This is a genomic window from Pseudomonas sp. PARCl1 (assembly GCF_947311875.1).
Classification (GTDB): domain Bacteria; phylum Pseudomonadota; class Gammaproteobacteria; order Pseudomonadales; family Pseudomonadaceae; genus Aquipseudomonas; species Aquipseudomonas juntendi.
The window spans coordinates 40,667-62,935 of record NZ_CAMZMX010000001.1 but is presented as its reverse complement, the minus strand read 5'-3'; the positions used below and the strand labels follow the sequence as shown (position 1 = coordinate 62,935).

At 62.6% G+C, this 22,269-nt stretch carries 22 protein-coding genes; 7 read left to right on the top strand and 15 right to left on the bottom strand.

What is annotated here, in order from left to right:
• Positions 1-30: 30 nt before the first annotated feature.
• The 3 genes from QME24_RS00310 to QME24_RS00300 form a co-directional block, all read right to left on the bottom strand.
• A complete protein-coding gene (locus QME24_RS00310; protein ID WP_009684519.1) occupies positions 31-336 on the bottom strand; it encodes an HU family DNA-binding protein in 306 nt (101 codons plus the stop codon).
• A gap of 187 nt (positions 337-523) precedes the next feature.
• Positions 524-1,672 carry an FAD-dependent oxidoreductase gene (locus QME24_RS00305; protein ID WP_054905394.1) on the bottom strand — a complete coding sequence of 383 codons (1,149 nt, stop codon included), beginning with the start codon at positions 1,670-1,672 and terminating at the stop codon, positions 524-526.
• Positions 1,673-1,688: 16 nt separating this feature from the next.
• On the bottom strand, positions 1,689-1,856 hold the full coding sequence (locus tag QME24_RS00300) for a rubredoxin (RefSeq protein ID WP_003253349.1): 168 nt from the start codon (positions 1,854-1,856) through the stop codon (positions 1,689-1,691).
• Positions 1,857-2,046: 190 nt separating this feature from the next.
• Between QME24_RS00300 and QME24_RS00295 the strand changes: the two genes are divergently transcribed.
• Positions 2,047-2,604, top strand: a complete 558-nt coding sequence (locus QME24_RS00295) for a chorismate lyase (RefSeq protein ID WP_054905393.1) — start codon at positions 2,047-2,049, stop codon at positions 2,602-2,604.
• Complete coding sequence (ubiA, locus tag QME24_RS00290; RefSeq protein WP_054912421.1) at positions 2,604-3,494, top strand: 4-hydroxybenzoate octaprenyltransferase; 891 nt, start codon at positions 2,604-2,606, stop codon at positions 3,492-3,494. Before QME24_RS00295 ends, ubiA begins: the two co-directional genes overlap by 1 nt.
• A gap of 64 nt (positions 3,495-3,558) precedes the next feature.
• Here the strand turns inward: ubiA and QME24_RS00285 are convergent, their stop codons facing one another.
• Positions 3,559-3,927 carry a hypothetical protein gene (locus QME24_RS00285; RefSeq protein ID WP_232892077.1) on the bottom strand — a complete coding sequence of 123 codons (369 nt, stop codon included), beginning with the start codon at positions 3,925-3,927 and terminating at the stop codon, positions 3,559-3,561.
• Positions 3,928-4,100: 173 nt separating this feature from the next.
• Between QME24_RS00285 and phoB the strand changes: the two genes are divergently transcribed.
• The 3 genes from phoB (at position 4,101) to QME24_RS00270 (ending at position 7,691) form a co-directional block, all read left to right on the top strand.
• Positions 4,101-4,790: a phosphate regulon transcriptional regulator PhoB gene (gene phoB, locus QME24_RS00280; protein ID WP_003253341.1), complete on the top strand. Its 690-nt coding sequence runs from the start codon at positions 4,101-4,103 to the stop codon at positions 4,788-4,790.
• A gap of 135 nt (positions 4,791-4,925) precedes the next feature.
• The gene (gene phoR, locus QME24_RS00275; RefSeq protein WP_054905391.1) at positions 4,926-6,233 is read left to right on the top strand and encodes a phosphate regulon sensor histidine kinase PhoR; all 1,308 of its coding nucleotides are present in this window, start codon (positions 4,926-4,928) and stop codon (positions 6,231-6,233) included.
• Between the two features lie 117 nt (positions 6,234-6,350).
• Positions 6,351-7,691 (top strand): hemolysin family protein, encoded by a 1,341-nt coding sequence (locus tag QME24_RS00270; RefSeq protein WP_009684513.1) that lies wholly within the window; start codon positions 6,351-6,353, stop codon positions 7,689-7,691.
• A gap of 94 nt (positions 7,692-7,785) precedes the next feature.
• Here the strand turns inward: QME24_RS00270 and QME24_RS00265 are convergent, their stop codons facing one another.
• The 8 genes from QME24_RS00265 to QME24_RS00230 all read right to left on the bottom strand — a co-directional run bounded on the left by QME24_RS00265 (position 7,786) and on the right by QME24_RS00230 (position 18,201).
• Entirely contained in the window at positions 7,786-8,682 is an 897-nt protein-coding gene (locus QME24_RS00265) for a M23 family metallopeptidase (RefSeq protein ID WP_054905390.1), read from the bottom strand.
• 80 nt (positions 8,683-8,762) lie between these two features.
• Positions 8,763-9,659, bottom strand: a complete 897-nt coding sequence (locus tag QME24_RS00260) for a response regulator (protein WP_232892075.1) — start codon at positions 9,657-9,659, stop codon at positions 8,763-8,765.
• A 161-nt stretch (positions 9,660-9,820) separates the two neighbouring features.
• The gene (gene phoU / locus QME24_RS00255; RefSeq protein WP_009684510.1) at positions 9,821-10,591 is read right to left on the bottom strand and encodes a phosphate signaling complex protein PhoU; all 771 of its coding nucleotides are present in this window, start codon (positions 10,589-10,591) and stop codon (positions 9,821-9,823) included.
• Positions 10,592-10,721: 130 nt separating this feature from the next.
• Entirely contained in the window at positions 10,722-11,555 is an 834-nt protein-coding gene (pstB, locus tag QME24_RS00250; protein ID WP_009684509.1) for a phosphate ABC transporter ATP-binding protein PstB, read from the bottom strand.
• Between the two features lie 101 nt (positions 11,556-11,656).
• Entirely contained in the window at positions 11,657-13,273 is a 1,617-nt protein-coding gene (gene pstA, locus QME24_RS00245; RefSeq protein ID WP_154211365.1) for a phosphate ABC transporter permease PstA, read from the bottom strand.
• Positions 13,274-13,344: 71 nt separating this feature from the next.
• The gene (locus QME24_RS00240; protein WP_235768262.1) at positions 13,345-15,633 is read right to left on the bottom strand and encodes an ABC transporter permease subunit; all 2,289 of its coding nucleotides are present in this window, start codon (positions 15,631-15,633) and stop codon (positions 13,345-13,347) included.
• A gap of 139 nt (positions 15,634-15,772) precedes the next feature.
• Positions 15,773-16,771, bottom strand: coding sequence for a phosphate ABC transporter substrate-binding protein PstS (locus tag QME24_RS00235; RefSeq protein WP_009684506.1), 999 nt, complete (start codon positions 16,769-16,771; stop codon positions 15,773-15,775).
• Positions 16,772-16,911: 140 nt separating this feature from the next.
• Complete coding sequence (locus QME24_RS00230) at positions 16,912-18,201, bottom strand: MFS transporter (RefSeq protein WP_009684505.1); 1,290 nt, start codon at positions 18,199-18,201, stop codon at positions 16,912-16,914.
• Positions 18,202-18,562: 361 nt separating this feature from the next.
• Between QME24_RS00230 and QME24_RS00225 the strand changes: the two genes are divergently transcribed.
• Both QME24_RS00225 and QME24_RS00220 read left to right on the top strand, forming a co-directional pair.
• Positions 18,563-18,961 carry an acyl-CoA thioesterase gene (locus QME24_RS00225; RefSeq protein ID WP_003253317.1) on the top strand — a complete coding sequence of 133 codons (399 nt, stop codon included), beginning with the start codon at positions 18,563-18,565 and terminating at the stop codon, positions 18,959-18,961.
• A 71-nt stretch (positions 18,962-19,032) separates the two neighbouring features.
• Positions 19,033-19,929, top strand: coding sequence for a D-hexose-6-phosphate mutarotase (locus QME24_RS00220; RefSeq protein WP_235768264.1), 897 nt, complete (start codon positions 19,033-19,035; stop codon positions 19,927-19,929).
• A 333-nt stretch (positions 19,930-20,262) separates the two neighbouring features.
• Here the strand turns inward: QME24_RS00220 and QME24_RS00215 are convergent, their stop codons facing one another.
• The 3 genes from QME24_RS00215 to QME24_RS00205 all read right to left on the bottom strand — a co-directional run bounded on the left by QME24_RS00215 (position 20,263) and on the right by QME24_RS00205 (position 22,269).
• Entirely contained in the window at positions 20,263-20,796 is a 534-nt protein-coding gene (locus tag QME24_RS00215) for a DUF3299 domain-containing protein (RefSeq protein WP_033690729.1), read from the bottom strand.
• A 48-nt stretch (positions 20,797-20,844) separates the two neighbouring features.
• Positions 20,845-21,090, bottom strand: coding sequence for a GlsB/YeaQ/YmgE family stress response membrane protein (locus QME24_RS00210; RefSeq protein ID WP_009684502.1), 246 nt, complete (start codon positions 21,088-21,090; stop codon positions 20,845-20,847).
• A gap of 96 nt (positions 21,091-21,186) precedes the next feature.
• A complete protein-coding gene (locus tag QME24_RS00205) occupies positions 21,187-22,269 on the bottom strand; it encodes a 5-(carboxyamino)imidazole ribonucleotide synthase (RefSeq protein ID WP_280091081.1) in 1,083 nt (360 codons plus the stop codon).

Here is a 22,269-nt window from a genome sequence, read left to right as displayed (position 1 = left end):
GTTCGGGATCAACGCATCCTCAGTGCACAGTTACTTTTTCTTGCTGGCCTTGCTCGGCGCGGCCGGCGTATTGACGCTGTCCCTGAGGTTCTTGCCGGGCTTGAAAGCTACGGTATTGCTGGCTTTGATCTTGACCGGCTGGCCGGTTTGCGGGTTTTTGCCGGTACGCGCGCCGCGGTGGCGTTTTTCGAAAGTGCCGAAACCAACCAGGGTCACGGTGTCCTTGTCCAGGGCGCCCGTGATGCTGTCGAGAATCGCGTTCAGCACTTGATTAGCCTTTTCTTTGGTCAGGTCAGCTTTTTCAGCGATGACGGCGGCGAGTTCTGGTTTGCGCATAGTAAAGCCTCTTTGACGGAATTCTTGTTGTTATGCCGTGCTGCCTTCAGGAGCAGCGCTCAAGGCACCGCAGGCTCTAACCTGCGGCAGACGGGAGTGAGAATGGCACGTGGTTCGGGGCCGCGCCAGTATCTGAGCGGCCATTGTGCAGGCAACAACAGGACAAACCAGACAGAACGCCGGGCAATTACGCCATAACTGCAGGTAGCTGGCGGTTCAGCGCCAGCTTTTCCGTGACCGCAGCCCCGGTCAGGGCGTAACCCAGCAGCCCGCCACCCGCATCGATGCACAGCACCTTCAGGTCATTGCCCTGCCCTTCGACCTGCCAAGTGCCTTCTCGCCCCTGTGGCGGTGGCGAAACCACCAGCGGGCAGGCCGGGGTTTTCACCGTGATCGGCATTGGCCCGTAGGCAACTGCCGTGGGCTTGCCGGCCAGGGTTTGGGCCAGTGCCCGTGCACAACTCATCAGTGGCATCACGTACAACAGGTTGATGCCGTCTACCTCGGCACAATCCCCGAGGGCGAAGATATTGGCGTGGGAGGTTCGCAGCACACGGTCCACGCTGACGCCACGGTTGACCTGCAACCCGGCCGCGGCAGCCAGGTCGGTACGCGGGCGCAGGCCAATGGCCGAAACGACCAGGTCACAGCCAACCACGCTGCCATCCGACAGGTGCGCCTCCAGGCCGTGGGGCGCCTGCTGCAAGCGGGTCAGAACAGGCCCAAGGTGAAAGCGTACGCCCAGGTCTTGCAACCCACGTTGTACCGCGCCGGCAGCGGCCGGATGCAACAGGGTCGGCATGACCTGTTCGCATGGCGCTACCACGTCTACCTGAAAGCCCCCCAGGCTCATGTCGTTGGCAAACTCGCAGCCGATCAGGCCAGCGCCGAGAATCAGCACGCGTTGCTTGCCGGCGGCGGCAGCACGAAAGCGTGCGTAGTCCTCCAGGTCGTTGATGGGGAACACCAGGTGGCTGGCATCGCCTTCAACCGGCACCTGCACGGTCTGCGCACCCCACGCCAGCACCAGGTCGCGGTATGCCACGGCCTCTTCGCCGATCCACAGGCGTTTGTGCCCAGGGTCGATGCCGCTGATGCGGGTATGGGTGCGGATTTCGGCGTTCAGCTGCTCGGCCATGGCACCGGCTTCGGCCATGCACAGGTCAGCGGCGCCCTTGTGCTTGGCATAGCCCATGGAAAGCATGGGCTTGGAGTAGGAACGACCGTCATCGGCGGTGATCAGCAGCAACGGCGTATGCGCATCGAGCTTGCGAAATTCGCGGGCCAGGTTGTAGCCCGCCAGGCCGGTGCCGATGATTACCACAGGGGACGTCATGTCGTGCTTGCCTCGCTTAGCCGATGGAGATCATTTCAAAGTCGCTTTTGCCAACACCGCAGTCAGGGCATAGCCAGTCTTCCGGCACGTCCTCCCAACGGGTGCCAGGGGCGATGCCGTCGTCGGGCCAGCCTTCGGCTTCGTCGTAGATCAGGCCACAGACGATACATTGCCACTTTTTCATCAGGTTGTTTTCCTCGGGTCAGACTGGGGCTTTGTGTTGCTGCCGACGGCCCTATGGCGGGTGAACCCGCTGCAACAGGGACCAACGCGCAATGCTTGGGGGCTTTGTAGCGGCCCTGCCCGCAGTATGCAAGCAGTCGGGGCAATCATGCTAAGCTCGCCGCCTCTCAGGTTGTAACAAGCAGACCGACGTGTCGTACGAATCCCCGCAAGCAGCCGCTGTCGCGTGGCTGCCGTATTCACGGCTGGCGACCGACATCGACCAGCCCACCCTTGACTGGCTGTTCGACGAAGGCTCACTGACCCGCCGCCTGACGCGCCTGGCCCACGATGACTTCTGCGTCACCCCTTTGTTCGAGGGCTGGCAGCCACTGCGCGCCGACGAATGCCAGGCACTGGGCATCGCTGTTGGCGCTGAAGGCTGGGTGCGCGAGGTATACCTGCGCGGCCATGGCCAGCCGTGGGTGTTCGCCCGCAGCGTGGCCAGCCGCAGTGCCCTGGCGCGCGGCGGGTTGGACCTGGAACGCCTCGGCAGCCGCTCGTTGGGCGAGTTGCTGTTCTGCGACCAGGCGTTCATCCGCCACCCAATCGAAGTGTGCAGTTACCCACAGGCGTGGTTGCCGGCAGATGCCGCCCGGCCAGCGCTATGGGCCCGCCGCTCGCGGTTTGAACGTGACGGGCTGGACCTGCTGGTAGCCGAGGTGTTTCTGCCGGCGCTGTGGCAAGCGGCCCAGGAGGAAAACAGCTGATGTACCTGCAACTGCTCAAGTCGCTGAACCGCCTGCACCCGCGTGCCTGGGACTTTGTCCAGCTCAGCCGCATGGACCGCCCGATCGGTATCTACTTGCTGCTGTGGCCCACGCTGTCGGCGGTATGGATTGCCGGCAACGGCTCGCCAACCCTGGCCAACGTGCTGATCTTCGGCCTTGGCGTGGTACTGATGCGCGCCGCCGGCTGCTGCATCAACGATTTTGCCGACCGCAAGGTGGATGGCCACGTCAAGCGTACCGCCGACCGGCCCCTGGCCAGTGGGCGCGTGCGCCCGCGCGAGGCGCTGGCCCTGTTCGCCATGCTTGTCGGGGTCAGTTTCCTGCTGGTGCTGTGCACCAATAGCCGCACCGTGTGGCTGTCGTTCGGCGCGGTGGCGTTGGCGTTCTGCTACCCGTTCATGAAGCGCTACACCTACTACCCGCAAGTGGTGCTGGGGGCAGCGTACTCGTGGGGCATTCCGATGGCGTTCACGGCCGCTGGCGGCGAACTGCCGGCCAGTGCCTGGCTGCTGTACATCGCCAACCTGCTGTGGACGGTGGGCTACGACACCTATTACGCCATGGTCGACCGGGACGACGACCTGAAGATCGGCGTGAAATCCACGGCCATCCTGTTCGGTGAGGCCGACCGCAGCATCATCCTGACCTTGCAGTTGTTGTCGCTGGGCTGCCTGTTGCTGGCCGGTAGCCGCTTTGACCTCGGCGGCTGGTTCCACCTGGGGCTGCTGGGGGCGCTGGCGTGCTTTGCCTGGGAGTACTGGTCTACACGCAAGCTGGACCGCGAGTCGTGCTTCAAGGCGTTCCTGCACAATCACTGGGCGGGGTTGCTGGTGTTCGTGGGGGTGGTTCTGGACTACGCGCTGCGCTGACAGTGTGAGCACCCCACCTTGTGGGAACGGGCTTACCCCGCCCCCACAGGCCTACTGAAAGCCCTTACGGCTTGGCGACGTGCCAAACGTCTTTCATGCCGTCACCGGTCATGTCGCCAGCCTTCTTGTCCTTGACGAAGGTATACAGCGGCTTGCCGTCGTAGGCCCACTGCATCTTGCCGTCGTCCCGCTTGATCTGCGTCCACTTGCCTTCGGCTTTTTCGCCGTCACTGGTCATCAAAGGCGGCCAGTTCTTGGCGCATTCGCCATTGCACATCGACTTGCCGCCGGTATCTTTGTCAAAGGTGTACAGGGTCATGCCGGCATGATCGACCCACATGCCATCCTTTTCCATTGCAGGTTGTGCCGAGGCCACCCCCGGAAGTGCCAGCGCAGTGAAAAGGGCCATCCAGCTCAGCGTATGTCGTGTCATTGGATTCACCATCGTTTCGGGGGGTAATGGGTTCGGGTTGCCAGAACCGCGGCCCTCTGTAGCCTAGTTCAGTCACGCAATGTCGCCAGAACGGCCAACGCCCTGTCACACAGCTGCAATAATTCCGTTATCTAATGCGGGCCAAGACACTGAATCCAGGAGAGGTTTTGAGCATGGTAGGCAGGAACATTCTGATCGTCGACGACGAAGCGCCGATTCGCGAGATGATCGCCGTTGCCCTGGAAATGGCCGGCTATGACTGCCTGGAAGCGGAAAACTCCCAACAGGCCCACGCGATCATCGTCGACCGCAAGCCGGACCTGATCCTGCTCGACTGGATGCTGCCGGGTACCTCCGGCATCGAGTTGGCCCGCCGCCTGAAGCGCGATGAACTGACCGGCGACATTCCGATCATCATGCTCACTGCCAAAGGTGAAGAGGACAATAAGATCCAGGGCCTGGAAGTGGGTGCCGACGACTACATCACCAAACCGTTCTCACCGCGCGAGCTGGTTGCGCGGCTCAAAGCCGTGCTGCGCCGCACCGGCCCAAGCGACAGCGAGGCACCGATCGAGGTCGGCGGCCTGCTGCTCGATCCGATCAGCCACCGCGTGACCATCGACGGCAAGCCGGCTGAAATGGGCCCCACCGAGTACCGCCTGCTGCAGTTCTTCATGACCCACCAGGAACGCGCCTACACCCGTGGCCAACTGCTGGACCAGGTGTGGGGCGGCAACGTCTATGTCGAAGAACGCACGGTCGACGTGCACATCCGCCGCCTGCGCAAAGCGCTGGGTGAGGCCTACGAGAATCTGGTACAAACCGTGCGCGGCACCGGCTACCGCTTCTCGACCAAGAGCTAGCTGCAAGCTGCAAGCTGCAAGAAAGAGCATGTAGCATCAGGCTCAAAAAGGACTATCAGCACCACTGATCCGCTTCATCTTGCAGCTTGCAACTTGCAACTTGCAACTTGCAGCCGGATCCGAAGGACCCATCAATTGAACCAGAACTGGCACGCGACACTGATTCGCCACCTGCTGTTGCTGATCAGCATCTGCCTGATCGGCGGGCTGATCAGCGGCTACTATGGCTGGAGCCTGGCCATTGGCCTGGCACTGTACCTGGCTTGGACCCTCAAGCAACTGCTGCGCCTGCATGACTGGCTCCGCAACCATCAGCCCGACGAGGCGCCGCCCGACGGCTATGGCCTGTGGGGCGAGGTGTTCGACAGCATCTACCACCTGCAGCGCCGGGACCAACGTGTGCGGGGCCGCCTGCAAGCGGTGATCGACCGCGTTCAGGAGTCCACCGCTGCGCTGCGGGATGCGGTGATCATGCTCGACAGCGACGGCAACCTGGAGTGGTGGAACCGCGCCGCCGAGACCCTGCTGGGCTTCAAAACTCCACAGGACGGCGGCCAGCAAGTCACCAACCTGGTTCGCCACCCGCGCTTCAAGGAGTACTTCGAGGCAGAAAACTACCTCGAACCGCTGGAAATCCCCTCACCGATCAACGACCGCATGCGGCTGCAGTTGCACATCACCCGCTACGGCAACAACGAGCACTTGATGCTGGTGCGCGACGTCACCCGCATTCACCAGCTGGAACAGATGCGCAAAGACTTCGTCGCCAACGTGTCGCACGAATTGCGCACACCGCTGACCGTCATCACCGGCTACCTGGAAACCCTGCTGGACAACGTCGAGGACGTGAACCCGCGCTGGCGCCGGGCCTTGCAGCAGATGAGCCAGCAAGGCTCGCGCATGCAGACGCTGCTCAACGACCTGTTGCTGCTGGCCAAGCTGGAGGCCACCGATTATCCGTCGGACAACCAGCCAGTGCCGGTCGATGCCCTGCTGGCCGCCATCAAGAACGACGCCCAGGCGTTGTCTGGGCCGCGCAACCAGCGCATTACGCTGGAAGCAACCCCCGGCGTGCAGCTCAAGGGGAGCGAGTCGGAGCTGCGCAGCGCCTTTTCCAACCTGGTGTTCAACGCCGTCAAATACACCCAGGATGAAGGCGATATCCGCATCCGCTGGTGGGCCGATGCCCAGGGCGCGCATTTGTCGGTGCAGGACTCTGGCGTGGGCATCGATGCCAAACACCTGCCACGCCTCACCGAGCGCTTCTACCGTGTGGATTCCAGCCGGGCCTCGAATACAGGCGGCACCGGGCTGGGGCTGGCCATCGTCAAGCATGTGCTGATGCGCCACCGCGGCAAGCTGGAAATCAGCAGCGTCCCGGGGCATGGCAGTACCTTCATCTGTCATTTTGCCCCGGCACAATTGGTCAACAGCAAGGTCTGAGCAACTCAGGGCCCTTTGCTTTTGCAGCCCCAGCCGCTACATTGGATCCCCTGTGCCAGCAAGAGCTGGCACTTTTTTTCTCTCCATTTCTAAGACGGACCCCGTAAAAACTCCATCATGGACCCTTCCCCTGGTATCAGCCTCAGTTCGTTATTCGCCGATTTCGGCATGATCATCTTTGCCTTCCTGCTGGTGCTGCTCAACGGCTTCTTCGTTGCTGCAGAGTTCGCCATGGTCAAGCTGCGCGCCACCCGCGTGGAGGCCATTGCCGAAGAGCATGGCTGGCGCGGCAACATTCTGCGTAAAGTGCACAACCAGCTGGACGCTTACCTGTCAGCCTGCCAACTGGGTATCACCCTGGCCTCGCTGGGCCTGGGCTGGGTCGGTGAGCCGGCGTTTGCCCACCTGCTGGAACCACTGCTGGCGTATTTCGGCGTCGACTCACCGGAACTGATCAAAGGCGTGTCGTTCTTCGTCGCCTTCTTCGTCATTTCGTACCTGCACATCGTTGTCGGTGAGCTGGCACCCAAATCCTGGGCCATCCGCAAACCGGAGCTGCTGTCGCTGTGGACTGCCGTACCGCTGTACCTGTTCTACTGGGCCATGTACCCGGCCATCTACCTGCTCAACGCCAGCGCCAACACCATCCTGCGCATCGCCGGCCAGGGCGAGCCGGGGCCGCACCACGAGCACCACTACAGCCGTGAAGAACTGAAACTGATCCTGCACTCCAGCCGTGGCCAGGACCCAAGCGACCAGGGCATGCGCGTGCTGGCTTCGGCCGTGGAAATGGGCGAGCTGGAAGTGGTCGACTGGGCCAACTCGCGCGAAGACATGGTCACCATCGACGCCCATGCGCCGCTGAAGCAGATCCTGGCCCTGGTGCGCCGCCACAAGTTCAGCCGCTACCCGGTGTACGACGCCGAGCGCGAGGAATTCACCGGCCTGCTGCACATCAAGGACCTGCTGCTGGAGCTGGCGGAGCTGGAGCACTTGCCCGAAGCCATCGACCTGGACGACCTCGCCCGGCCGCTTGAGCGCGTATCGCGCCACATGCCACTGGCCCAGTTGCTGGAGCAGTTCCGCAAGGGTGGTGCGCACTTTGTGCTGGTCGAAGAAGCCGATGGCAAGGTGATCGGCTACCTCACCATGGAAGACGTGCTGGAAGTGCTGGTCGGCGATATCCAGGACGAGCACCGCAAGACCGAACGCGGCATCCTCGCCTACCAGCCGGGCAAGTTGCTGGTCCGTGGCGACACGCCGCTGTTCAAGGTGGAGCGCCTGCTTGGGGTCGACCTTGACCACATCGAGGCGGAAACCCTGGCTGGCCTGGTCTACGAGACGCTAAAGCGCGTGCCTGAAGAAGAAGAGGTGCTGGAAGTCGAAGGGCTGCGGATCATCATCAAGAAGATGAAAGGGCCGAAGATCGTGCTGGCCAAAGTGCTCAAGCTGGATTGATGGCCATGGGGCTGCCGCGCAGCCCCTCTGGATTTGCGTATACCTGTAGGCGCGGCCTTGTGTAGCGATGGCCTGCCAAGCAGGCCCGACGCTCTCAAGGGTTACCCGCAGTAAAGTCCGGCAAGCCGCTGAGCGGCCTGTCGAACCGGTAAGGGATCGACTCCAGCGCCAAGCCTACGTTGCGCTGTACCACGAAATGCAGGTGTGGCCCGGTGCTGTTGCCGGTATTGCCCGACTTGGCCAGCATCTGCCCCTGGCGCACCCGCTGCCCCTCCTTCACCACCACCGAGTCGCGCATCAGGTGCAGGTAGACGCCCATGGTGCCGTCCGAGTGCAGCACCCTGACAAAGTTGCCCGACGGGTTGGGCTCGCGCCCGCTCTGGCTATTCTGCGTTTTCACCACCACCCCTTCGCGCGCCGCGATAATGGTGGTGCCTTCGGGCATGGCGATATCCATGGCATAGCGCCCCTTAGGCCCGAAATGGCTGACACGGCCATTGGGGCCCTGGGTCACGCGGAATGGCCCGCCAAGCCACGCGAACCCGTAGCGGAAGCCCTGCGGCCGCTTGCCCGGGTCACCCATGGCCTGCAGCAGGGTCGAGCGGTAATTCAGCAACAAACCGGGCCGCCCCCTCAGCACGCTGAGCATTTGCGTGGTGCCCGGTGGCAGCAGCCGGCGCACGATACGCGGGGCATCACCGCCCTGGGCGTTCACCAGGTTGTCCAGGCGCAGCTCGACCTCGACCGGAACATGCAGTTGGTTGCGTGCCGAAAAGCTCACACCGCCGTTGAACACTTTCGCGTTCAGGAACACTTGGCCTTCGAGCGTTTCGACCATGGGCTCAAGCAAATTCAACGGCCTGGCGCCAGGGCCGGGGCGGTCGGAATAGGAAATGACACCGGACTCGTCGGTGCTCTTGTAAAGGGTCACACCCAGGCTCGACGCCGAGGCCATGAAAAGTGCACAGAACAGCAGCAGGCGCCCGGGCATGATAGTGGCTTTTTGACAGTTGAGGTCTGTCGAAGACTAGCAGCAGGTTTAACGGCAAGTGTTGCAGTTGGTCGGATGGCTCAGGCCCCTGGGGTGAAATGCTTCTGCGCGGTGCCACGGGCAATCAGCCGCGACAGGTAATCGAGCTTCTGCGCATCCTGGTCGACGAACTTGAAGGTCAGTTGCAGCCAGTCGCTGTCCGGCTTGGGCTCCAGCGCCGCGACGGCGTGCAGATAGCCGTTCAGGCGGGCGACTTCGGCACTTTCGCCTTGCTCCAGGTCCAACACTGCACCTTCCAGCACCTGTGGCAGCACATCGCCGCGGCGTACCACCAGCAGAGCCTCTTTCAGGCTTAACGCCTTGATCACGCACGGCTGCATGCCATCGGCCAGGCGCAGTTGCCCTTGCCCCCGACCGGTCGGGGTGGCCGCGGCCGGCGTGGGCGCCTTGGCCGCTGGCCTGGCAGCAGCCGGTGCCAGTGCCGGCGCTGCAACCTTTACCGCCTCCGGCTTGCCGACGGTCAGCGCACTCAAGGAATCGTTGGCGAACGCCGGGTTGGCGCGCGCCGGGGCGATGGCCGTCAGGCTGTCGAGCTTGCCGATCTTGGTCAGGGCCTTTTTCACCTTGGTCAGCAACTGCTCGTTGGTGAATGGCTTGCCGACAAAATCGGAAACACCGGCCTGGATCGCCTGGATGACGTTTTCCTTGTCGCCACGGCTGGTCACCATGATGAACTGCAGGTGCTTCAACGCAGGCTGCTGGCGGCACCAGGTGAGCAATTCCAGGCCCGACATCTCGGGCATTTCCCAGTCGCACAGCACCAGGTCGAACGCCTCCTTGCCCAGCATGGCCATGGCCTTGCGACCATTGACGGCATCGTCGATCGTCATGCCCGGGAAGGCACTGCGCAGGCACTTGCGGACCAGGTCGCGGATAAACGGGGCGTCATCCACGACCAGCACATTCACTTTACTCATCGAAACTCCTTCTGAACCCGACTAGCCTACTGCCAAATACTGGCTACTTGCTACCACCTGGTAACGCCGGGCGTTCATCCGATCGTTCGCGGGTGCCTGCCGGCTCTCGGCCGTAAACGAAAACGCCCGGCCAAGGCCGGGCGTCGCTGCTCGGGGCAACCTTACTTATCGTCAGATTCACCAGGAACATTAGCCTTTTCGCCATCGGCGGGCGCGGTGCCCTGCACTTCTGCAGTCATTCGCTTGAGGCCCATGTGACGCACATCGGTACCGCGGACCAGGTAGATCACCAACTCGGAGATATTGCGTGCATGGTCGCCAATACGTTCCAGCGAGCGCAGCACCCAGATCACGCTCAGTACCCGCGAAATCGAGCGCGGGTCTTCCATCATGTAGGTCACCAGTTCACGCAGGGCGGTCTTGTACTCCCGGTCGATGGTCTTGTCGTACTGAGCCACGGACAGTGCCAGGTCGGCGTCGAAGCGGGCAAAAGCGTCCAGCGCATCGCGGACCATGTTGCGCACCTGGTCACCGATGTGGCGCACTTCCACATAGCCCCGTGGCGACTCGCCTTCTTCACACAGCTGGATGGCCCGGCGGGCGATCTTGGTCGATTCGTCACCAATGCGCTCCAGGTCGATCACCGACTTGGAGATACTGATGATCAGGCGCAAGTCGGAGGCCGCCGGCTGCCGACGGGCGAGGATACGCAGGCATTCCTCGTCGATATTGCGCTCCATCTGGTTGATCTGCTCGTCAACCTCGCGCACTTGCTGGGCCAAGCCCGAATCGGCTTCGATCAGCGCGGTGACCGCGTCGTTGACCTGTTTTTCAACCAGCCCGCCCATGGCCAGCAGGTGGCTGCGCACCTCTTCCAGCTCGGCATTGAACTGCTGGGAAATGTGGTGGGTAAGGCTTTCTTTGTTGATCATGCTGTCGCTCCGCGAAGTTGCTAGCCGCTAGCTGCAAGCTTCAAGTGGTTCGTGTCGTTCCCTGGCTCCGCGCTAACCGCTTCATCTTGCAGCTTGCAGCTCGAAGCTTGCAGCTGCGCCAAAGGCGCTCTTAGCCGTAGCGACCAGTGATGTAGTCTTCGGTCTGCTTCTTCGCCGGGTTGGTGAACAGGGTATCGGTGTCGCCAAACTCGACCAGCTTGCCCATGTACATGAACGCGGTGTAGTCCGAAACACGGGCAGCCTGCTGCATGTTGTGGGTCACGATGACGATGGTGTACTTGGCTTTGAGTTCGTAGATCAGTTCCTCGACCTTGAGGGTCGAGATCGGGTCCAGCGCCGAGCACGGCTCATCCAGCAGCAGCACCTCAGGCTCCACGGCGATGGTGCGGGCGATGACCAGCCGTTGTTGCTGGCCACCAGACAGGCCCAGGGCCGACTCGTGCAGGCGGTCCTTGACCTCGTCCCACAGCGCCGCGGCCTTCAACGCCCACTCGACGGCCTCGTCGAGCACGCGCTTTTTGTTGATGCCCTGAATGCGCAGGCCATAGACCACGTTTTCGTAAATGGTCTTGGGAAAGGGGTTGGGCTTCTGGAACACCATGCCCACACGGCGGCGCAGCTCGGCGACATCTTCGCCCTTGCGGTAGATGTTGTTGCCATACAAGTTCACGGCACCCTGTACGCGGCAACCGTCAACCAGGTCGTTCATGCGGTTGAACGTGCGCAACAAGGTCGACTTGCCGCAGCCGGAGGGGCCGATGAACGCGGTCACGCGCTGCTTGGGGATGTTCATGCTGACATCGAACAAGGCCTGCTTGTCGCCGTAGAACAGGCTTAGCCCCGGTACCTCGATGGCCACGGTTTCTTCGGCCAGGCGCAGGCCCTGCTTGCTGCGGCCCAGGGCAGACATGTCGATGCCGTGGGTGTGGGATTCGTTCTGCATGGTTGACTCCGTTTGTAGCTGCAAGCTTCGAGCTGCAAGCTGCCAGTTTGGGCAAAGCGGCAATCTGCTTGGAGCTTGCCGCTTGTGGCTTAAAGCTTCAATCAGCTGTCCAGCGCCTTGTACTTTTCGCGCAGGTGGTTGCGGATCCATACCGCCGACAGGTTCAGGGCCGCGATCACCAGCACCAGCAACAGCGCCGTGGCGTAGACCAGCGGCCGCGCGGCTTCTACGTTGGGGCTCTGGAAGCCGACGTCATAGATGTGGAAGCCCAGGTGCATGATCTTCTGGTCCAGGTGCAGGTACGGGTAGTTACCGTCAACCGGCAACGACGGCGCCAGCTTCACCACACCCACCAGCATCAGCGGCGCCACCTCGCCCGCAGCGCGGGCCACGGCGAGGATCATGCCGGTCATCATCGCCGGGCTGGCCATGGGCAACACAATCCGCCACAGCGTTTCGGCCTTGGTCGCACCCAGCGCCAGCGAGCCTTCACGCACCGTACGCGGAATGCGCGCCAGGCCTTCTTCGGTGGCCACGATCACCACAGGCACTGCCAGCAGCGCCAGGGTCAGCGACGCCCACAGCAAGCCTGGTGTACCCAGGGTTGGCGCGGGCAGCGCTTCGGGGAAGAACAGGCGGTCGATCGAGCCACCCAGCACATACACGAAGAAACCCAAACCAAATACGCCGTAGACGATCGCCGGCACCCCCGCCAGGTTGTTCACGGCAATGCGGATCAGCCGGGTTACCGGCCCCTGCCTTGCGTATTCACGCAAGTAGACTGCCGCAAGCACGCCGAACGGGGTGACGATCACGGCCATGATCAGGGTCATCATCACGGTACCGAAGATGGCCGGGAAGATGCCGCCCTCGGTGTTGGCTTCACGCGGGTCGTCGCTCAGGAATTCCCATACCTTGGCAAAGTAGGTGCGCAGCTTGGTAAAAGCAGACATGCCGTTTGGCTGGAGGGCGTGCACCACCTTGTTCAGGCTGATTTCCACTTCACGGCCGTTGCCATCGCGGGCCACCAGGCTGTCACGCGCGAGAGCCTGGTGCAGGCCGCCGAGGCGCGCTTCGATAGCCTGGTAGCGGCTGTTCAGTTCGGCGCGCTCGGCGTCCATGTCCGCCTGGGCGGTAGCGTCCAGCTTGCCGTCCAGCTCCAGCTTGCGGGCATGCAGCCGCAGGCGCTCCAGGCCATGGTTGATGGCCCCGATGTCTTTCTTCTCCAGTTGCTGCAATTCACCGTTGAGCTGGCTGGCACGCTTGAGCCGCGCTTGCAACTCGCTCCAGGCAGCCGGGCCTTCGGCAACCACCCGGCCCTGTTCCTTGACGCTGACCAGGTAGCCATAGAAGTTGCCCCACTCGCGGCGCTCCAGGGCCATCAGGTCGGCCGGGCGCTGCTCGTCGACCAGCCAATCGCCGACCACCCAGGTGAAATCGCTGCCATAGAGGTCGCGGTTACCGACCTTGATCAGTTCACGGCTCATGAACTCCGGGCCCTGGTCCGGTACCGGCAGGCCGGCACCTTTGAGGCGGGCACGCGGTACGTCCTCCTGCTGCACCACTTCGCCAATCACCACTTGGCCAGCCTGGCCCGGCACCTGGTAGGTGGCCTGCACCAGGTCGGCCGGCCAGAAGTGGCCCAGGCCGCGCACGGCGATGACCGCCAGCAGGCCAACGGTCATGATCACCGCCATGGCCACTGCGCCGCCGCTCATCCACACACCGGGGGCGCCGCTCTTGAACCAGCCTTTGAGGGAATCCTTTTTCACGGATCGCTACCTTTCTATCAAAGCGACGAGTATTTCTTGCGCAGACGCTGGCGAATCAGCTCGGCCAAGGTGTTCATGACGAAGGTGAACATCAGCAGTACCAGCGCGGCCAGGAACAGCACGCGGTAGTGGCTGCCGCCGACTTCCGATTCGGGCATTTCCACGGCCACGTTGGCGGCCAGGGTGCGCATGCCCTCGAACAGGTTCATTTCCATCACCGGCGTATTGCCGGTGGCCATCAGCACGATCATGGTTTCGCCCACTGCGCGGCCCATGCCGATCATCAGCGCCGAGAAGATGCCCGGGCTGGCGGTGAGGATGACCACACGGGTCAGGGTCTGCCAGGGGGTGGCGCCCAGCGCCAGCGAGCCCAGGGTGAGGCTACGCGGCACGCTGAACACGGCGTCTTCGGCGATGGAGTAGATATTGGGGATGACCGCGAAGCCCATGGCGATGCCGACCACCAGGGCATTGCGCTGGTCGTAGGTGATGCCCAGATCGTTGGTGATCCACAGGCGCATGTCGCCAGCAAAGAACCAGTTTTCCAGGTACGGGCTCATGGCCAGGGCGAACCAGCCGATCAGCAGGATCACCGGAATCAGAATCGCCGCTTCCCAGCCGTCAGGTACCCGCAGGCGTATCGCCTCTGGCAGGCGGGTCCAGGCGAAGCCCACCAGCAGAATGCCGAACGGCATCAGCAGGAACAGGCTGAAGACCCCCGGCAGGTGACCTTCCAGGTAGGGGGCAAGGAACAGGCCGGCGAAGAAACCGAGGATCACCGTCGGCATCGCCTCCATCAGTTCGATCACCGGCTTGACCTTGCGCCGCATGCCCGGGGCCATGAAGTAAGCGGTATAGATGGCGGCGGCGACCGCCAGCGGGGCTGCCAGGATCATGGCGTAGAACGCGGCCTTGAGGGTACCGAAGGTCAGCGGCGACAGGCTGAGCTTGGGCTCGAAGTCGGCGTTGGAAGCGGTCGACTGCCAGACGTACTTAGGCTCGTCGTAGTTCTCGTACCAGACCTTGCCCCACAACGCGCTGAAGGAAATTTCCGGGTGCGGGTTGCGCAGGCTCAGCGGCAGCAGCTTGCCGCCTTGTTCGATGATGATACGGTTGGCACGCGGCGACAGGGCCAGGATGCCCGGGCCTTCGGCGACGTGTTCGACCAGCAGCGTACGGTGCGCCGTACTGTGGAACACTCCAAGCTGGCCGTTCGCGTCCAGCGCGATGAAGCCCTTGCGGCGCTCTTCGGCGTCGATCTGCACGATCGGTGCCTTGCCCAGCTGGAAGGTACGGATCTGCTTGAGGCGCGATTCGCCATCCGGGTCGCGGGCCATGAACCACTGGGCCAGGCCGCCCCTGGAGTCACCGACGATCAGCGAAATACCACCCACCAGTTGCCCCGTGGCGGTCACTTCGGTGTCGGCACTGTCGGCCAGTTTATAGCGGCCGTTGAGGCTCCTGTCGCGCAGGCTGAACACGTCGGCCGTGGCCCGGCCGTTGATCACGTACAGCCAGTGCTGGCGCGGATCGATGAAAATGTTCTTCACCACCTCGGTCATCTGCGGCAGGACGATGCGGTTCTGCTCCGTGGTGACTTCTTCGGTCAGCATGTTCTCGCTACGGGTCAACTCCAGCACCTGCAGTTGCGCACCGGTGGAGCCGGCCAGCACCAGGGTGTCACCGTTGGCATTGACGCTCACGTGCTCCAACGCACGGCCCTGCTCGTCGAGCACGAATGGCTGCTCGCCGTAGGGGTAGTCGATGCTGGCGGTAATCGCCTTTTTGTTGTCCGGGTAGGTGATCTTGTAGGCGTGGTGGAACACCAGCGCCTGACCGTTGGACAGGCCCAGCACCACCAGCGGGCTGCCCGGCTGGTCGGCCCCGATCGAAGTGACCTGGGTACCGGCGGGTACCGGCAGGTCGATGCGCTTGAGCGCTTGGCCGGTCTTGGCATCGAAGAACAACGCCTGGCCTTTGTCCGAAACCCGCATGCCCACCAGGTTCTGCTCTTCCAGCGCGATCATCAGCGGCTTGCCGGCATCCTGCTGCAGCCAGGTTGGCTGCAGGGCTTGCTTGCGCGTCAGCTCGGCGCCCTGGAACAGCGGCAGCACTACATAAGCCAGGTAGAAGAAGATCAACGTAATGGCGGCCAAAACGGCAAGGCCGCCCACCAGCACATACCAGCGGGTCAGGCGGTCCTTGAGCGCGCGCAAGCGGCGCTTGCGTTGCAACTCGGGCGTATTGAAATCAATGCGCACGGGCTGGGGTTTTTGGGTCATGTTGGAGTTGGCCAGATCATTCATGCGCACACCCTAGCGGTCCCGTGTGACAAAAACATTACAAAATGGTGACGCGCGAAAGCCCGCCGCACAGGTTACCTGGCTTCGGGCCGGGAATTCGGGGGAGAGGCCGGGCGGTGGCACCGGCCTCCCCTGCAATCACTTACTGCTTGGCAACGCTACCGGCATGGGACAGGCCCAAATCTGCCAGGGTCTTGTCGACGACCTTGGCCGGCAGCGGGATGTAGCCGTCCTTGACCACCACCTGCTGCCCAGCCTGCGACAGCACCAGCTTGACGAACTCGGCTTCCAGCGGCGCCAGTGGCTTGTTCGGCGCCTTGTTCACGTACACGTACAGGAAGCGCGACAGTGGGTAGGTGCCGTTCAGGGCGTTGGCTTCGTTGTCTTCAACGAACGCGCTGCCTTCTTTCTTGGCCAGGGCTACGGTCTTGACGCTGGCTGTCTTGTAGCCGATGCCCGAGTAACCGATGCCGTTGAGCGAAGAGCTGATCGACTGCACGACCGAAGCCGAACCGGGTTGTTCGTTGACGTTAGGCTTGAAGTCGCCTTTGCACAGGGCCTCTTCTTTGAAGTAGCCATAGGTGCCGGAAACCGAGTTGCGGCCGAACAGCTGGATCGGCTTGTTGGCCAGGTCGCCGGTCACACCTACATCACCCCAGGTCTTGACCTCGGCCTTGCCCCCACACAAGCGGGTCGAGGAGAAGATGGCATCGACCTGCGCCATGGTCAGGCCCTTGATCGGGTTGTCCTTGTGCACGAACACGGCCAGGGCGTCGACGGCAACGGGAATAGCGGTCGGTTTGTAGCCGTACTTCTGCTCGAAGGCTTGCAGCTCGACGTCCTTCATCTTGCGGCTCATCGGGCCGAGGTTGGCAGTGCCTTCGGTCAACGCAGGTGGCGCGGTGGAGGAACCCGCCGCCTGGATCTGGATGTTTACGTTCGGATATTCCTTCTTGTAGGCCTCGGCCCACAGCGTCATCAGGTTGGCCAAGGTGTCGGAGCCGACGCTGGAGAGGTTGCCCGAAACACCGGTGGTCTTGGTGTACGTCGGGATCGCAGGATCGACAGCGGCCACCGCGTTGGCGGTTGCAACGCCAGCGGCGGCGAACGTGAGGGCCGCCATCAAACGCTTCAGTTTCATGCCTTGCTCCTAGCAGGAATATTGGGGTGCTGGATGGAACGGGCCCCAGTATCGGCAGGCCGCATGAACACGATATGACCTAATTGTGACAAATGGATTAAAGGCCATCATTTGAGGGCCGCGCCAACCGCCAGCGCAGCTCAGCGTTTGTTGGCGAGCAGATAAACCCCTACGCCCAGCCCGACGGCACACAACCCCGCCACATAGTAGGCCGGCGCCATGGGGCTGATCTTGAGCAGCGCCGTCACCACCATCGGCGTCAGCCCGCCAAAGATCGCGTAGGCCACGTTGTACGAGAACGACAACCCACTGAAGCGCACCACCGCCGGGAACGCCTTGACCATCACATAAGGCACCGCGCCGATCACTCCCACGCACAGGCCGGTTACCGCATACAGCGGGAACAGCAACTCGGGCCGGGTTGGCAAGCTATGGTAGAAGCTCCAGGAGGTTATCAGCAGCAACAGGCTGCCAATCACGAACACTCGGCCCGCGCCAAATCGGTCCGCCAGGCTGCCAGCGCTGATGCAGCCGAAGCTGAGCAGTACGATGGCCAGGCTGTTGGCCTTGAGCGAGTCGGTGGGGCTGATGTGGTAGATGCTCTGCAACAGCGCCGGGGTCATCAGGATGAGCACGACGATGGCCGCCGACAGCATCCAGGTCAGCAGCATCGACAAGATGATCGCGCCACGATGGTCGCGCAGCACCGCACGCAGCGGTAGCTCTTCTGCCAGGGCCTTGCGCTGCTGCATCTCGGCGAATACCGGCGTTTCGTGCAGCCAGCGGCGCAGGTAGACCGAGAACAGGCCGAACACGCCACCCAGCAGGAAGGGGATGCGCCAGGCGTAATCCGCGACTTCTGCAGGGCTGTAGACCGTGTTGATCAGCGTGGCGACCAGCGACCCCAGCAGAATGCCCGAGGTCAGGCCGGCCGTGAGGGTGCCGCAGGCGTAACCGGTGTTACGCGCCGGTACGTGCTCGGAAACGAACACCCAGGCGCCCGGCACTTCCCCTCCGATCGCAGCGCCCTGGATAACCCGCATCAGCAGCAGCAGGATCGGTGCCCACATGCCGATCTGGGCATACGTTGGCAGCAGACCCATGATCAGCGTCGGCAGGGCCATCATGAAAATGCTCAGGGTGAACATCTTCTTGCGCCCGAGCAGGTCGCCAAAGTGGGCCATGATGATGCCGCCCAGCGGCCGCGCCAGGTATCCGGCCGCGAAGATGCCGAAGGTTTGCATCAGGCGCAGCCACTCGGGCATGTCGGCCGGGAAGAACAGCTTGCCGACCACCGTGGCGAAGAACACGAAGATGATGAAGTCGTAGAACTCCAGCGCCCCGCCCAGTGCGGACAGTGAGAGGGTCTTGTAGTCACTGCGGGTCAGCGGCCGCGAGGGCTGCTCGATACTGCTCGGCACGGAAGTCATCGCTGGTTGTTCTCTTTATAGGGCATGCAGGCCGCTGGGCGCGCGGCTTCTGGATTGGGAGACCAGCGAAGATAGCAAATTGCCGAGGCGTGCTGATAGCGCTACAAAAACCCTACAGATATTCACGAATGTGCGGTCGTCGCTGGCCGTTATGCTCTATATACTGGCAACTCGTAGGAAAAGGTTGCGCCTAACGTGGGATGTTGTGCGAAAACGCCGGTCTTTATTGTCAGGCGGTTTCGCAGAGTTTCCCTACGGCCGCCCAGTGAAACGAAATCGGCGTAGTATGTTTCAAGCTGAATCGTTTACCCGGCCCTCGCGCCACACCAACGAAAGCGTCACGGGTCAGAGGCCCCATCGCATGATTGAGCTCGAACAAGAAGATCCTATCCCGCAGGGCGACCTGGCCTTGCAGATCACTGCACTCCCGCGCGAGACCAATGGGTTTGGCGACATCTTCGGCGGCTGGCTGGTCGCCCAGATGGACCTGGCCGGCACTGCCATGGCCAGCCGTGTCGCCGGTGGCCGGGTAGCCACCGTGGCCATCGACCGCATGGCGTTCCTCGTGCCGGTCGCCGTGGGCGCGCAGCTGTCGTTCTATACCCAGACCCTGGAAATCGGCCGTAGCTCGATCCAGATGATGGTCGAAGTGTGGAGCGACGACCCGCTGTCCAGCGAATGGCGCAAGGTCACCGAGGCGGTATTCGTCTTCGTCGCCATCGACGGCAGCGGCCGCACGCGCTCGGTGCCTCGTCGCTGAGCCTTGCCGGCGGTAAACTCATTGCAGGTGCCCGGGTCCAAGGCCCACTGGCAATCAATGAGACAAGTGCAATGGCAACCTTCCAGGTCGTAACCGAGCAACATGGCGAACTGAACTGCTGGCGTATCAGCAGCAACCACGCCGAACTCCTGATCGCCCAGCAGGGCGCACAGATCCTCAGCTACCAGCGGGTGGGCGAGCCGCCACTGCTGTGGCTGAGCGACCAGGCCATCTTCGGCAAGGGCAAGTCGGTGCGCGCCGGGGTACCCGTGTGCTGGCCGTGGTTCGGCAACCTGCAGCGTAACCCCCAGGCTGTGCAGGCCATGTACAACGGAGCGCAGGCGCCTGCCCACGGCCTTGCGCGCGCTCGAGACTGGCAATTGCTGGGTATCGAGGAAGTCGGCCAGCAACTGCAGATCGAATTCGCGCTGCCAGAAGCGCAGGGTCAACTGCCCGACTGGCCGCATTCAGTCGAACTGAAACTGATGGTAGCGCTTGGCGCGGACCTGAAACTGAACCTCACCAGTCGCAACGTGGGCACTGCACCCGTCACCATCAGCCAAGCCCTGCACAGCTACTTTGCGGTCAGTGACGTGCGCCAGGCCCAGGTCGAAGGGGTGGAGGGGCTGAGTTACATCGAAACCTTGGCTGACTGGCAACAGCGCCAGCAGCAGGGGCCGCTCACGTTCACCGGGGAGACTGACCGGATCTACCTCGGCGCCCCGCAAACGCTGAGCATTGTCGACCCGCACTGGAACCGGCGGATAACCCTGACCAGCAGTGGCTCGCGTTCGGCGGTTATCTGGAACCCCTGGACCGAACGGGCCAGGGAGCTGCCGGACATGGCCGATGAGGGTTGGCAACGGATGCTATGCATCGAGACGGCGAATGTGTGGGATGACCTGGTGGAGTTGAAGCCTGGGGCCAGTCATTCGCTGGGCGTGGTGCTGGCTAGCGAAGCGCTTTGAGTACCCGGGACCGCTGCGCGGTCCTTTCGCGACACAAGGCCGCTTGTGTCTTGAGAGGGGATTAGAATCTGCAGTGAGAGCGGTGAATGACAAGCTGAATGCCGCAGGTGCCTAGAGCACGAGCAGGAGCAGAAGCTGTCATTCACCGTTCCACTTGTGGGAGCGGGCGTGCCCGCGAACACCGGCGCAGCCGGTGCCAGACACCGCGTCGCCTGCTTCGCGGGCAAGCCCGCTCCCACAATGAATCGCGCAGGCTCTTCAAATTTTGGGCAAGACAGTTGCTGTTACTGGCGATCGCGAGCCGTTGCAGGTGCGGCCTTGTGTGGGGAGGTCTCAGAGGTCGGCGTCTTCCACCACCCTCACCTTTGCGGCATCCAGCGCATAGGCGGCATCGGCCAGATCATTGCTGACCTTCTCCACCTTCAATTTGCCGGTGACCCACAGTGGGGTGTAGATGTCATCGATCTTCAGGCCTTTCGGGTAGCGCACCAGCACCAGCTGATTGGGCGGCGGAGGCGGTACGTGGATGCACGCGCCCGGGTAGGGCACCAGGAAGAACAACGTGCTGTTACCCTTGGCATCGCTTTCCAGCGGTACCGGGTAACCGCCCAGGCGGATGTCCTTGCCATTCATGGCTGGCACGGTCTTGGTGGAATACATCACCGCCGGCAGACCCTTGCTCTGCTTGAGGCCGCCCTTGTCGGTGAAGGTACCCATGGCTTCCGGCGAGTTATGGTCGATTTCGGGCATCTGCTCGAGCGCCTTCTGGTCCGACTTGGGCATCAGTTCAAGCCAGTCGGTTTCAGGCAGTTCGGCATGGGCCAGGGTGCTGGCCAACAGCAGGGGCAGGAGAAAAAAGGCACGCATGACAATGCTCGGCAACTCGATGGAATTGCCGAGCATTCTAACCGGTATTCAGCGTTTCTTGATGAACCCGTAGATCACCAGAAGGACAATGGCACCGACCAGCGCGCCGAAGAAGCCCGCCGCCTGCCCAGCCTGGTAAATGCCCAGCGCCTGGCCGCCATAGGTGGCCAACAGCGAACCGGCAATACCCAGCAGGATGGTCATGATCCAGCCCATGCTGTCGTCGCCTGGTTTGATGAAGCGGGCCAGTAGGCCGACGATGAGGCCGATGAAGATGGTTCCGATGATGCCCATGGCAATCCCTCTGCAGTGAAAATGGAACAAGCCAAAGCCTAGACAGCGCTTCGGCTTGTTGCCATTTCAGAGGGCAAGCCGCTGGTAGAAGTTCGATCAGTTGCTGATCAGGGCCTCTACCTCGGCAATTTTGTGCTCGAGGGTAGCCATGTCGTGGCAGCGCAGGGTGGCGTGGCCTACCTTGCGGCCGGCCTTGAAAGCCTTGCCGTAGTGGTGCAGGTGGCAGCCATCGATGGTGATCACCTTGTCCACGGCAGGCACTTCACCGATGAAGTTGAGCATCGCACTCTCGCCCACCTTGGCGGTGGAGCCCAGCGGCAGGCCGGCCACCGCGCGCAGGTGGTTCTCGAACTGGCTGCATTCGGCACCTTCGATGGTCCAGTGCCCGGAGTTGTGCACGCGCGGGGCGATTTCGTTGGCCTTCAGGCCACCGTCGACTTCGAAGAACTCGAACGCCATCACGCCCACGTACTCCAGCTTTTGCAGTACACGGCCTACATAGTCTTCAGCCAAAGCCTGCAGCGGGTGTGCCTGGCTGGCCACCGACAGGCGCAGGATGCCGCTCTCGTGGGTGTTGTGCACCAGCGGGTAGAAACGGGTTTCGCCATCACGGGCCCGTACGGCCACCAGCGAGACTTCGCCGGTAAAGGGTACAAAGCCTTCCAGCAGGCAGGGCACGCTGCCCAGTTCGGCGAAGGTATCAACCACGTCTTCAGGCGTGCGCAGCACCTTCTGGCCCTTGCCGTCGTAACCCAGGGTACGGGTTTTCAGCACGGCTGGCAGGCCGATGCTGGCGACTGCGGCGTCCAGGTCGGCTTGCGAGAGGATGTCGGCGAAAGCCGGGGTAGGAATACCCAGGTCGCGGAACATGCTCTTCTCGAACAAGCGGTCACGGGCGATGCGCAGCGCTTCGGCGCTGGGGTAGACCGGTACGAACTGCGAGAGGAAGGCCACGGTTTCGGCCGGGACACTCTCGAACTCGAAGGTCACCAGGTCAACTTCGTCAGCCAACTGGCGCAGGTGCTCCTGATCGCCGTAATCGGCCCGCAGGTGCTCGCCCAGAGGCGCAGCGCAAGCATCCGGCGCCGGGTCGAGGAAAGCGAAATTCATGCCCAGCGGGGTACCCGCCAGGGCCAGCATGCGGCCCAGCTGGCCGCCACCGATTACACCGATCTTCAT